Genomic DNA, 12,618 nt, shown 5'->3' on the forward strand with positions numbered 1-12,618 from the left:
TTGAGTGTGAAACTGCGCGCCCACAAGCGCTTGACGTTTACGTAAACGCCAACATTGTACGCACGCCGAAAAATCGAACGACCGTTCTTTTTTTCGCCATTATAGTCGGGCTGACGGCTGAAATGTCAAGGCTGGAGTGTCAAGCCACAACCCGCCAAAGGGATGCGTAGCGGGAGGCACGCCACGCCCAATGGAACCAGCGCCCGCTCCCGAGCATCTGGTGGCGAACGCTCGCTATGCGGCAAACGGCCTATACGCGACCCGGTCGCCGTGAGCGATGGTCTGGTTGGGCGCTTTGTCCACCAAGCCGTCAGCCCAGGCGATGGAGCTGAGCACGCCTGAACCTTGGTTGGGATAGAGCTCGAGCCCGCCGTGGGCGTTGCGGCGCACGCGCAAAAACTCGCGCCGCCGCTCTGGCTTGGGCCAATCAAAATGCGCAGGCAACTCGATCGGCTCGGGCAGACCGTTGGCCGCTGGGCCTTGCACCCCCTGCAAGCGGCGCACGAAGGGCTGCACCAGCAGCATGAACGTGACGTAACTGGCCACCGGGTTGCCGGGTAGGCCGATGTAGTGGCAGCGCTGGCCTGCGCCTGAATTTGCGCCTGCACCCTCCCCATCGCGCTCCAGCCAGCCGTGGGCAAAAGGTTTGCCAGGCTTGATGGCGATCTGCCACAGGTGCAGGCCGCCCAGCGCCTGCACGGCGGCTTTGAGGTGGTCGGCTTCACCCACCGACACACCGCCGGTGCTCAGCACCAGGTCGTGGTTTGCTGCCGCTGCGCGCAGCGCCGCCACGGTGGCGTCGAGCCGATCCGGCACCGGCGGGCACACGCTCACGCTGCAACCCAGGCGCTGCAACAGGGCACGCAAAAAATAGCGGTTGCTGTTGTAGATCGCACCCAGCGGCAGCTGCTCCGGGGGCACGCTGCCGGGTTCGGCCAGTTCGTCGCCGCTGCTCAGCAGCGCCACGCGCAGGCGCCGGTGCAGCGGCAGCTGCGCCGCCCCAAGGCTGGCGGCCAGCCCGAGTTCGGCCGGGCCCAGCAGGGTGCCGGCGGGCAGCACGGTCTGGCCGCGGCCTAGGTCTTCGCCCCGGCGGCGGATGTGCTGCCCGAGCTGCGCCGGCTTGCGCAAGCGCACCTGCGGCTGGCCGCTGGCATCGGTGCTGGCCTCGGCCTCTTCTTGCACCAACACCGCGTCGGCCCCGGCGGGAAGGGGGGCGCCAGTGAAAATGCGCGCCACCGTGCCGGGCTGCAAGGCAGCCGCCGACCCTGCCGCAGTGCCCAAGGCCTCGCCGGCACCCACAGGCCCGGCGGCGATGCGCTGGCTCACCGGCAGGGCAGCCCCGGCGGCGTGAGCCGCAGCGGCTTCGGCGGCGCGCACCGCGTAGCCGTCCATGGCGCTGTTGTCAAAACCGGGCACGTCAAAGGCGGCTTGCAGCGCCTGCGCCAGCACGCGGCCGTCGGCTTCGTCGAGCGGCACGGGCTCGATCTCGCGCAGCGGCTGCGCTGTGGCCAGCAGGGCCGCCAGCGCGTCATCGAGCGCCAGCAGGCCGGGTCGGGCTTGGGTTGGGTCAGCAGCGGGGTGGTTCATGCGGGTGGGTGCGGGTCTGGGGCGCGGGTCTAGGGTGCGTGTCTGGGGTGTGCTCAGGCGGCGCATTGCTCGGCAATGTAGGCTTTTACGCGCTGCACATCGGCCGGCAGCAGCCGCACCCGCTTGGGCAGCTTTTCGATGCCTTCGAGCGCCGCGGGCCGCTCGGGCTCGCGCCCCAGCGCTTCCACTAGGGTGGCGGCAAACTTCACCGGCAGCGCGGTTTCCAGCACCACCATCGGCGTACCGGGCTGCTGGTGCTGGCGCGCCACTTTCACGGCGTCGGCGGTGTGCGGGTCCAGCATCTGGCCGCTGTGTTGCCACGCGGCGCGGATGGTGGCGAGGCGCTCGGCGTGGCTGCTGCACCCGCTCACGAAGCCGTAGCGGCTGCGGATCTGGGCAAAAGCCGGGTCGGCGCTCAGGTCGAAGGCGCCGCTGCGCGCCAGTTCGGCGCCAAACAGGGCCTGGGTGCGCTGCGCGTCGCGCCCGAGCAGATCGAACACGAAGCGCTCGAAGTTGCTGGCCTTGGAGATGTCCATCGAGGGGCTCGAGGTCTCGAAGGTCTGGGCACTGGGGCGCACGCGGTAGCGGCCGGTGCGAAAAAACTCGTCGAGCACATCGTTTTCGTTGGTCGCCACCACCAGTTGCGCGAGCGGCAGGCCCATCATGCGCGCCACGTGGCCGGCGCAGACGTTGCCAAAGTTGCCGCTGGGCACGGCAAAGCCTATGCGTTCGCTGTCGGAGCGGGTGAGGGCAAAATAGCCGGCAAAGTAATACACCACCTGCGCCAGCAGGCGCGCCCAGTTGATCGAGTTGACGCTGCCGATCTGGTAGCGGCGCTTGAATTCGAGGTCGGCGCTGACCGCCTTGACGATGTCTTGGCAGTCGTCGAACACGCCCTCGATCGCCAGGTTGTGGATGTTCGGGTCTTGCAGGCTGTACATCTGCGCCTGCTGGAAGGCGCTCATGCGCCCGTGCGGCGAGAGCATGAACACGCGCACCCCGCGCTTGCCGCGCAGCGCGTATTCGGCGGCGCTGCCGGTGTCGCCGCTGGTGGCGCCCAAGATGTTGAGCTGCGCCCCACGGCGTGCCAGTTCGTACTCGAACAGGTTGCCCAGCAGCTGCATCGCCATGTCTTTGAAGGCCAGCGTGGGGCCGTTGGACAACTCCTGAATCCACAGGCCCTCGTCGAGCCGGCGCAGCGGCGTGATGGTGGCGCTGCCAAAGGCTGCGGCGGTGTAGGTTTGGGCGCACAGGGCGCGAAGGTCGGCGCTCGGGATGTCGTCGATGTAGAGCGACAACACCTCGAAGGCCAGCGCCGCATAACCCTGCTCGGCCCAGACGCTGCGCCAGCGCGCCAGCGTGGCGGCATCGACCTGCGGGTAGTGCTCGGGCAGGTACAGGCCGCCGTCGGGGGCCAGCCCTTCGAGCAAGATGTCGCAAAAGCGCAGCCGCTCCGGGTGGCCGCGGGTGGAGAGGTAGCGCATCAGGCCAGCTCCTCTTTGCGGATGCGCACGATCGGCTCCAGCACGGTGGGCAGGGCCTGCATCTGCGCCAGCGCGGCGTCCATCGCGCCCTCGCGGGTTTGGTGCGTGAGGATGATGAGCTCGGTCTGCGCCGCGCCCTGCTCGGCCTCGCGCTGCAGCACGGCGTCGATGCTGATCTGGGCCGCGGCCAATATACCGGTGACTTGCGCCAGCACCCCGGCCTGATCGGCCACGCACAGGCGCAGGTAGTAGCTGGTCTGCACCGCGCTCATGGGCAAAATGGGCAGCTCGCTCAGCGCGTCGGGCTGGAACGCCAGATGCGGCACCCGGTTTTGCGGGTCGGCGGTGTGCAGCCGGGTCACATCGACCAGATCGGCGATCACGGCGCTGGCTGTGGGCTCGCTGCCCGCGCCCTTGCCGTAGTAGAGCGTGGTGCCCACGGCGTCGCCCTGCACCATGACGGCGTTCATCGCCCCTTCCACATTGGCCAGCAGGCGCTTGGCCGGCACCAGACACGGGTGCACGCGCAGCTCGATGCCGCTGGCTTGGCGCTTGGCGATGCCCAGCAGCTTGATGCGGTAGCCCAGTTGCTCGGCGTATTTGAAATCGGTCGCCGCCAGCCGGGTGATGCCCTCGACGTGGGCGCGCTCGAACTGCACCGGGATGCCAAAGGCGATGGCGCTCAGGATGGTGGCCTTGTGGGCCGCGTCGATGCCTTCGATGTCGTTGCGCGGGTCGGCCTCGGCGTAGCCCAGCTGCTGCGCCTGCGCCAGCGCGATGCCGAAGTCCAGCCCCTTGTCGCGCATTTCGCTCAAGATGAAGTTGGTGGTGCCGTTGATGATGCCCGCCACCCACTGGATGCGGTTGGCCGTCAGGCCCTCGCGCAGCGCCTTGATGATCGGGATGCCGCCAGCCACCGCCGCCTCGAAGGCCACCATCACGCCGCGCTGCTGCGCCGCTTGGAAAATCTCGGTGCCGTGCACCGCCAGCAGCGCCTTGTTGGCCGTGACCACGTGCTTGCCGGCGGCGATGGCCTCGAGCACCAGCGTGCGCGCCACCCCGATGCCGCCGATGAGCTCGACCACGATGTCGATCTCGGGGCGCGCGATCACCGCGCGCGCATCGGCCAGCACCGGCACCGAGTCGCCGACGATGGCGCGCGCGCGCTCGAGGTCGAGATCGGCCACGGCCGCGATGGCGATGCCACGCCCGGCGCGGCGCTGGATTTCGGTCTGGTTGCGGCGCAGCACGTCGTACACGCCGCTGCCCACGGTGCCGATGCCGAGCAGGCCTACTTGTATGGGTTTCATCGCCAAAGGTGCTTTCTGCAAAAAAATAGGGGATGGAGGTGCCGCGGCGCGGGCGTTTTCAGGTGTTGTGGCGCTTGCGCAACTGCGCCAGAAAGCGCGCAATGCGCCCGATGGCTTCGCTCAAATCGTCGGCGTGCGGCAGGAAAACCAAGCGGAAGTGATCCGGTTGCGGCCAGTTAAAGCCCGTTCCCTGCACGATCAGCACTTTTTCTTCGGCCAGCAGGTCGTAGGCAAACTGCTGGTCGTCGGCGATCGGGTACACCTTGGGGTCGAGGCGCGGGAACATGTACAGCGCCGCCTTGGGCTTGACCACACTCACGCCCGGAATCTGGCTCATGAGCTCGTAGGCCAGATCGCGCTGGCGGCACAGGCGCCCGCCCGGGGCCACCAGGTCTTTGATGCTCTGGTAGCCGCCGAGCGCGGTCTGGATCGCCATCTGGCCCGGCGTGTTGGCGCACAGGCGCATCGAAGCCAGCATGTTCAGGCCCTCGATGTAGTCGCGCGCGCGCCGTTTGTCGCCCGAGACCACCATCCAGCCGGCGCGGTAGCCACAGGAGCGGTAGTTTTTGCTCAGGCCGTTGAAGGTCAGCACCAGCACCTCGTCGGCCAGCGCCGCCACGCTGGTGTGGGTGGCGCCGTCGTACAGGGTTTTGTCGTAAATCTCGTCGGCGAAGATCACCAGCCCGTGCTGGCGTGCGATCTCGACGATCGCGCGCAGCAGGTCGTCGGGGTAGAGCGCACCGGTGGGGTTGTTGGGGTTGATGACGACGATGCCCTTGGTCTGCGGCGTGATCTTGCGCCGAATGTCGTCAAGGTCCGGCAGCCAGCCGCTGCCTTCGTCGCACAAGTAGTGCACCGGCGTGCCCCCGGCCAGCGCCACGCTGGCGGTGTAGAGCGGGTAGTCGGGGGCCGGGATCAGCACCTCGTCGCCGCTGTTGAGCAGGGCGTTGAGGCTCATGCTGATCAGTTCGCTGGCGCCGTTGCCCAGGTACACGTCATCGACCGTGACCCCGGCCACGCCTTTTTCTTGGGTGTAGTGCACCACCGCCTTGCGCGGCGCAAACAGGCCCTTGCTGTCGGTGTAGCCGGCGGCCGTGGGGGTGGGCAGGTTGCGGATCATGTCTTGCACGATCTCGTCGGGCGGCTGCAAGCCAAAGGCGGCGATGTTGCCGATGTTGAGCTTGATGATCTTGTGGCCTTCCTCCTCCATGGCGCGCGCTTTGTCGAGCACGGGGCCGCGGATGTCGTAGCAGACGTTGGCCAGTTTGGCTGATTTGAGCAGCGGCGGTGTGGGCATGGCAGGTGGGCTTGGGCGAGCAGGAAGAGCGAAACCTATAATTTCACCACACTTTAACCGCCCCAGCCCAAACCCGCCGCCATGAAACTGCAACCCGACCGCATCGAAAGCACCACCGTGCGCGCCCACGGGCTAGGCTGGTTGCAGATCGGCGACACCACCTACCGCCACAGCCTGCTGCTGTGCGCCGACGGCCGCATCCAGCCTTGGGACTGCGCCCACCACGCCGACATCGCGCTGCCGCACTTTGCCCTGCTGGCCGCTTGGCAGCCCGAGCTGCTGCTGTTGGGCAGCGGTGCGCGGCTGCGCTTCGTCGCCCCAGCGCTGCTGCGCCCCTTGATCGACGCCGGCATCGGCGTCGAGACCATGGACACCCAAGCCGCCGCGCGCACCTACAACATTCTGGCCGGCGAAGGGCGCCGGGTAGCGGCGGCGCTGTTGATTGAAGTGCCCTGAGCGAAGTGTCTAAAGGTTCCCCCCATGTCAGAATACTTGTCGCCTCGATAGAACCCGGCTGTTCCTGACTTCAAAGTCATGAACCTTGGTGGTAGGAGGCTGTGGAGCTTGTGGTCGAAGGTCGGTGCGGTGGGCAACGCGTCAGCGTTGTCCACGGCCAGCCGACCGGTGCGCGCAGCGCATCGTCCACAAATCCACAGCCTGCACTGGCGCCGGGTGGCACAGCACACACTCGGGGGCGAGTGAAGAGAGAACGAAGTGGCTCGATACGGACAAGCATTCAAAAACCGCGTGGTAGCCCGGCTGCTGCCACCAGAGAGCGCCCCACTGGCGGCGCTGGCACAAGAGTTTGGCGTGAGCGCCGACACCCTAGAGCGCTGGCGCAGCGCCGCTTTGGCCCAGCCCGCGCAGCAGCGCAGTTGGACGGCGGCGGCGCGCCTCGAAGCGGTGATCAGCACAGCGGCGCTGGACGAGGCAGCGCGCAGCGCCTGGTGCCGCCAGCACGGCCTGTACCCGCACGATCTGGCGCAGTGGCACAGCAGCGCTGCGCAGGCCCTGGCCAGCCCCGAGGAGGCCCGCGCCAGCCCGCAGCAGACCAAGGAAGACCGGCGGCGCATCAAAGAGCTCGAACGCGAGCTGCGCCGCAAGGACAAGGCCCTGGCCGAGACGGCAGCGCTGCTGGTGCTGTCAAAAAAAGTCGAGGCGATCTTCCACAAGGGCGCGGCCGAATGATCGGCCTCGAAGATCGCCGCAGTTTGGCCCAAGACATCCAAGCGGCTCACGCAGCCGGTGCACGGCTGCACAAGGCCTGCGAGGTTGCCGGCATTGACGTGCGCACCCTGCAGCGCTGGCGCGCCGGTGCGGGCTTGCAACGCGGCGACGGCCGCCCACAGGCCGTGCGGCCTACGCCCGGGCATGCCTTGAGCCCCGTCGAGCGTGAGCAGATCCTGCGTGTGGCCAACCAGCCGCGCTTTGCCGACATGCCCCCGGCGCGCATTGTGCCGGCCTTGGCCGACGAGGGCGTGTATCTGGCCAGCGAATCCAGCTTTCAGCGCGTGCTGCGCGCGCATGGTCAGACGCAGCACCGCGGGCGCGCCAAGGCGCCGCGCGCCAGCCGCGCGCCAACCACCCACGTGGCCACGGCGCCGCGCCAACTGTGGTGCTGGGACATGAGCTACCTGCCGGCGCAGGTCACTGGGCGTTGGTTCTATCTGTACCTGATTCTGGACGTCTACAGCCGCAAGATCGTGGGCTTTGAAGTCCATGAGCGCGACGACTCCGTGCACGCCACGCAGTTGGTCAAGCGCACGGCGCTGGCCGAGGGCATCCACGCCTTGGACAACAAGCCCGTGCTGCACGGCGACAACGGCGCCACGCTCAAGGCCACCACCGTGCTGGCGATGCTGCACTGGCTGGGCGTCAAGCCCTCGTACTCGCGGCCCCGCGTCAGCGACGACAACGCCTTTGTGGAGAGCCTGTTTCGCACGGCCAAGTACAGGCCGCAGTATCCTGAAAAAGGGTTTGCCGACTTGCAGGCTGCGCGCCAGTGGGCGAGCGATTTCGTGCATTGGTACAACCATGAGCACCGCCACAGTGGCATCCGCTACGTCACGCCGGCGCAGCGCCATGCCGGACTGGACCAAGAGATTCTGCAAGCACGCCACGCCCTCTACGCCCAAGCCCGCGAAGACAACCCGCGGCGCTGGTCTGGCCCCACGCGCGACTGGTCACTCATCAAAACCGTCACCCTCAACCCTGAACGAACGGAGGTGCAAAACGCTGCCCTGACGCGCAGCATTACGCAGCCAATGGCTGCTTGAGGACGCGACAAGTTGCTTGACATGTACCGGGTTGCGGGCTGCAGGCTCCGCCACAGATTTAAAAATGACGCTGCACAGCACGCCCACACAGGCACACGCAACCAAGCCGAAAAGTGCTTGCGCGCACTTTTCGCGGTAAAATCGGGAATTGATTTGGGTGCAGCGCGAGGCCGTCTGGTGATGGTGCAGCGCGGGTTGGCCTTCAGGGCAGTTGCCAGATCAGCACATTTTTGCGCAAGGGATACGCTACATGGCCGTCGTCGTCAACAAACTTATACCCGAATTCGAAGCCAGCGCCACGAGCGGGGTCAAGGTCACGCAGCAGTCGCATCTGGGGCAAACGCTGGTGCTGTTTTTCTACCCCAAAGACAACACCCCCGGCTGCACCACCGAAGCCATGCAGTTTCGCGACCATTATGCCGACTTCACCCAAGCCGGGGCGCAGGTGTTTGGCGTCTCGCGCGACAACATGAAGTCGCACGACGAGTTCAAGGCCAAGCTCGAGCTGCCGTTCGAACTCATCGCCGACACCGAAGAAAAAATGTGCCACATGTTCGGCGTGGTCAAAAACAAGATCATGTACGGCAAAAAGGTCAAGGGCATCGAGCGCAGCACCTTCCTCATCGGCCCCACCGGCGTGCTGCTGCAAGAGTGGCGCGGCCTCAAGGTGCCCGGCCATGTGGAAGAAGTGCTCAAGGCGGTCAAACTGCTCAAAAAAGCGGCATAAACTCCGGTTTTCCGACTTTTTCGGTTTGGTGCGGCTTAAATGCCGCTTGATGGCCGGCCCCATAGCCACCCATCCCCCGCACCCTCCCCCACCCACCCGCTTGCAACCCAAGCGTGGGCACACGAGTCGTGCATAATGTTCGCATGCCTCTGCCCCCCGCCCCCACCAAGAAGGCCGGCCGTCTGCCCGCCAAAGCTGTCAACCTCGCAGCCGCTTCGTCCTCCCCCTCGAGCCCCGCTCTGGAACCCGATCCAGACCAGCCGCCTGTGGCTGTGGCAGACAAAGCCGCCACCGGCGCGCGGCGCAGGGGTGTGCGCTCGGGTGTGACTCGGCCTGCCACGGTGCCGCCACCCGCAGCCGCCCCGGCACGCAGCGCCGACACCGCAACCCAAACGCGGCCTGCGCTGGCAAGCCTCTTGTCCGCTCCAGCGACCCAAGAACCCATACCGCGTGACCAGGCCGCGCCCAAGCCAGCGCCCGTGCCAGCGTCTGCTGCAGCCCCGGTCAGCGCCGCCGCCCCCGCCACCCACACCAAACGCAGCCCCGGCACGGCGGCCAAGAACGGCAACGGCAGCCGCGCCCCCAAGGGCCCCACGCGCTTGTTCGTGCTCGACACCAACGTGCTCATGCACGACCCGAGCAGCCTGTTTCGCTTCGAGGAACACGACATCTACCTGCCCATGGTCGTGCTCGAAGAGCTCGACAGCCACAAAAAAGGCATGAGCGATGTGGCGCGCAACGCGCGCCAAGCCAGCCGCATGCTCGACGCGCTGGCGGGCCAAAAGGGGGCCGACATCCGCCAGGGCCTGCCGCTGGCGGCCAGCAGCAACCGCGAAGCCAGCGGTTTGTTGCTGTTCCAGACCGAGCTGCTGGCGCACCCGCTGCCCGCCAGCCTGCCGCAGGGCAAGGCCGACAACCAGATTCTGGGCGTGGTGCAGGCGCTCAAGCAGCAGCAGCCCGAGCGCGCGGTGGTGCTGGTGTCCAAAGACATCAACATGCGCGTCAAGGCGCGCGCGCTGGGGCTCGAGGCCGAAGACTACCAAAACGACAAAACGCTGGACGACGGCGAGCTGCTCTACCCCGGCTCGCTGGCGCTGCCGCACGATTTCTGGACGCGCCAGAGCAAAACCCTCGAGAGCTGGCAGCACGGCGGCCAGACCTACTACCGCATCAGCGGCCCGATCGTTGACAAGCTGGCGATCAACCAGTTCGTCTATTTCGAATCGGCCGGCGAGCCCGCCCTGTATGCGCGCGTCACCGAACTGCGGGCCAAACAAGCCGTGCTGCGCACGCTCAAAGACTACACCCACCTCAAGCATTCGGTGTGGGGCATCACCAGCCGCAACCGCGAGCAAAACTTTGCCCTCAACCTGCTGATGGACCCCGAGATCGACTTCGTCACCCTCGCCGGCACGGCGGGCACCGGCAAGACGCTGATGGCGCTGGCTGCGGGCCTGACGCAGGTGCTCGACGAGCGCCGCTACACCGAGATCATCATGACCCGCGCCACCGTGAGCGTGGGCGAAGACATCGGCTTTTTGCCCGGCACCGAAGAAGAAAAAATGGGCCCCTGGATGGGTGCGCTCGACGACAACCTCGAGTTTTTGGCCAAAGGCGACGGCGGCAACGCCGGCGAATGGGGGCGCGCCGCCACCAACGACCTGATCCGCAGCCGGGTCAAGATCAAGAGCATGAACTTCATGCGCGGGCGCACCTTCATGAACAAGTACGTGATCATCGACGAGGCGCAAAACCTCACGCCCAAGCAGATGAAAACGCTCATCACCCGCGCCGGCCCCGGCACCAAGATCATCTGCATGGGCAACTTGGCGCAGATCGACACCCCCTACCTGACTGAAGGCTCTTCGGGCCTGACCTACGCCGTGGACCGCTTCAAGGGCTGGCCACACGGCGGCCACATCACGCTGGCGCGCGGCGAGCGCTCGCGCTTGGCCGACTTTGCCAGCGAGGTGTTGTAGGCCAAGTCAAACACGCAAGCAACTTTATCCACTTAGGCACCCCATGAACCAGCCCAACACCACCACCCTGGGGGGCCACGCCCTGCCCTCCTACCTCGACCCCGCGCATTTGGGCCCATGGGGCGACTATTTGCAGCAGATCGACCGGGTGGCGCCCTACTTGGGTTCGCTTGGGCGCTGGATCGAAACCCTCAAGCGGCCCAAGCGCAGCCTGATCGTCGATGTGCCTATCCGCCTCGACGACGGCCGCGTCGCGCACTTCGAGGGCTACCGGGTGCAGCACAACACCTCGCGCGGCCCCGGCAAGGGCGGGGTGCGTTTTCACCAAGACGTGACGCTGGCCGAAGTGATGGCGCTGGCGGCTTGGATGTCGATCAAGAACGCCGCCGTCAACGTGCCCTACGGCGGGGCCAAGGGCGGCATCCGGGTCGATCCCAGAACGCTCTCGCTGGCCGAACTCGAGCGCGTCACGCGCCGCTACACGAGCGAGATCGGGCTCATCATCGGCCCGAGCAAAGACATTCCGGCCCCCGACGTCAACACCAACGAGCGCGTCATGGCTTGGATGATGGACACCTACTCGATGAACATCGGCGAGACCGCCACCGGCGTCGTCACCGGCAAGCCGATCGACCTCGGCGGCTCGCTCGGGCGCCGCGAGGCCACCGGGCGTGGGGTGGCGATCATCGGCACCGAAGCGGCGCAGCGCATCGGGCTCGAGCTGCAAGGCGCGCGCGTGGCGCTGCAAGGTTTTGGCAACGTGGGCAGCGTCTCGGCCAAGCTGCTGGCGCAAGCCGGGGCGCGCATCGTGGCGGTGCAAGACCACGGCGGCACGCTGTACTGCGGCGGCGGGCTCGATCCGGTGGCGCTGGCGCAGCACGTGGCGGCACAGGGCAGCGTGGCCGGCTTCGCCGGTGCCGAAACCTTGGCCCCAGACGGCTTTTGGGATGTGGATTGCGACATTCTGGTGCCGGCTGCGCTGGAGCGCCAGATCACCGCGGCCAACGCGCACCGCATTCGCGCGCGCATGGTGATCGAAGGCGCCAACGGCCCCACCACGCCAGACGCCGACGACATCCTCAACGAGCGCGGCATTCTGGTGGTGCCCGACGTGATCGCCAACGCCGGCGGCGTGACGGTGAGCTACTTCGAGTGGGTGCAGGATTTCTCCAGCTTTTTCTGGAGCGAGGACGAAATCAACCAGCGCTTGGCGCAGATCCTGCGCGGCGCTTTCGATGCGATCTGGAAAGAGGCCAGCGAGCACCGCGTCAGCCTGCGCACCGCGACCTTCATCGTCGCTTGCCGGCGCATTTTGCAGGCGCGCGATCTGCGCGGCCTCTACCCCTGAACCGCCGATCGGCGCTGCGCCCTGCGCTGCGCTCTAGCCAAGCCCGCCACCCGCTGCACGGGCTACTGCAAAGTCGGCTTGCGCAGCGCCCAGTCGGGGATGGGCACGATCGGCACCCCGTCTTGCAGCAGTTTGGCGGCTTGGGCGGGCGTGGTTTGGCCGCGTATGGCGCGCGGCTTCAGTTCGCCTTCATGCATCTGGCGCGCTTGCTCGGCAAACTGAGTGCCCACGTCTTCGGTCTGCGTCAGCACCTCGCGCAGCACCCGCAGCAGCGCCGCTTGTTGTTGCTTGGGCTGCGCAGTGGCAATCTCGCCCGCTTGGGGCGCGCGGGTGGTGGTGGGAGCAACCCCCGTGCCGCTGGCCGGAGCTTGGTCCGTTGCGTCTGGCTCGAAGGCCTTGCGCCCGTGCCCGAGGTTGAGCCGCGGCGCGCTGAGTTGCTTGACGATTTGGGTGCAGCCGCACAGCGGGCACTCGATCAGGCCGCGCTCGCGCTGCGCGAGGAAATCGGCTTCGGAGGCAAACCAGCCCTCGAACACATGGGCGCTGCTGCAGGCCAGATCGAGCACTTTCATGCGCTTTCAGCCTCTGCGGTATGCGCTGCGGTATGCGC

The 12,618-nt window shown here is 66.9% G+C and carries 10 protein-coding genes; 5 read left to right on the plus strand and 5 right to left on the minus strand.

From position 1 onward, the window contains the following. Positions 1–234: 234 nt before the first annotated feature. From SMCB_RS06370 to SMCB_RS06385, 4 genes are read right to left on the minus strand one after another with little or no spacing between them, the layout of a single operon-like run. Entirely contained in the window at positions 235–1,587 is a 1,353-nt protein-coding gene (locus SMCB_RS06370) for a molybdopterin molybdotransferase MoeA (protein WP_045537756.1), read from the minus strand. A gap of 53 nt (positions 1,588–1,640) precedes the next feature. After that, a complete protein-coding gene (gene thrC / locus SMCB_RS06375) occupies positions 1,641–3,071 on the minus strand; it encodes a threonine synthase (RefSeq protein ID WP_045535816.1) in 1,431 nt (476 codons plus the stop codon). Then, entirely contained in the window at positions 3,071–4,381 is a 1,311-nt protein-coding gene (locus tag SMCB_RS06380) for a homoserine dehydrogenase (protein WP_045535817.1), read from the minus strand. The genes thrC and SMCB_RS06380 overlap by 1 nt, the downstream gene beginning before the upstream one ends. A gap of 58 nt (positions 4,382–4,439) precedes the next feature. Beyond that, complete coding sequence (locus SMCB_RS06385; protein ID WP_045535818.1) at positions 4,440–5,678, minus strand: pyridoxal phosphate-dependent aminotransferase; 1,239 nt, start codon at positions 5,676–5,678, stop codon at positions 4,440–4,442. Between the two features lie 81 nt (positions 5,679–5,759). On the opposite strand from SMCB_RS06385, the gene SMCB_RS06390 reads away from it, so the two are divergent. From SMCB_RS06390 to SMCB_RS06415, 5 genes are all read left to right on the plus strand, one after another. Continuing rightward, the gene (locus SMCB_RS06390) at positions 5,760–6,134 is read left to right on the plus strand and encodes an Mth938-like domain-containing protein (RefSeq protein ID WP_045535819.1); all 375 of its coding nucleotides are present in this window, start codon (positions 5,760–5,762) and stop codon (positions 6,132–6,134) included. 258 nt (positions 6,135–6,392) lie between these two features. Then, positions 6,393–7,954 (plus strand): IS3 family transposase gene (locus SMCB_RS06400; protein ID WP_144400224.1). Its coding sequence is split into 2 segments (ribosomal slippage): positions 6,393–6,831 and positions 6,831–7,954, totalling 1,563 coding nucleotides; the frame shifts between segments, so codons are not numbered across the junction. A gap of 250 nt (positions 7,955–8,204) precedes the next feature. After that, on the plus strand, positions 8,205–8,681 hold the full coding sequence (locus SMCB_RS06405; RefSeq protein WP_045537758.1) for a peroxiredoxin: 477 nt from the start codon (positions 8,205–8,207) through the stop codon (positions 8,679–8,681). Between the two features lie 143 nt (positions 8,682–8,824). Further along, entirely contained in the window at positions 8,825–10,660 is a 1,836-nt protein-coding gene (locus SMCB_RS06410; RefSeq protein ID WP_045535820.1) for a PhoH family protein, read from the plus strand. A gap of 43 nt (positions 10,661–10,703) precedes the next feature. Beyond that, positions 10,704–12,008, plus strand: coding sequence for a Glu/Leu/Phe/Val family dehydrogenase (locus SMCB_RS06415; RefSeq protein ID WP_045535821.1), 1,305 nt, complete (start codon positions 10,704–10,706; stop codon positions 12,006–12,008). Positions 12,009–12,070: 62 nt separating this feature from the next. Here the strand turns inward: SMCB_RS06415 and SMCB_RS06420 are convergent, their stop codons facing one another. Continuing rightward, positions 12,071–12,580 (minus strand): DUF1178 family protein, encoded by a 510-nt coding sequence (locus SMCB_RS06420; RefSeq protein WP_045535822.1) that lies wholly within the window; start codon positions 12,578–12,580, stop codon positions 12,071–12,073. Between the last annotated feature and the right edge of the window lie 38 nt (positions 12,581–12,618).

The organism is Serpentinimonas maccroryi (assembly GCF_000828915.1).
In the GTDB taxonomy this organism is placed as follows: Bacteria; Pseudomonadota; Gammaproteobacteria; order Burkholderiales; family Burkholderiaceae_C; genus Serpentinimonas; species Serpentinimonas maccroryi.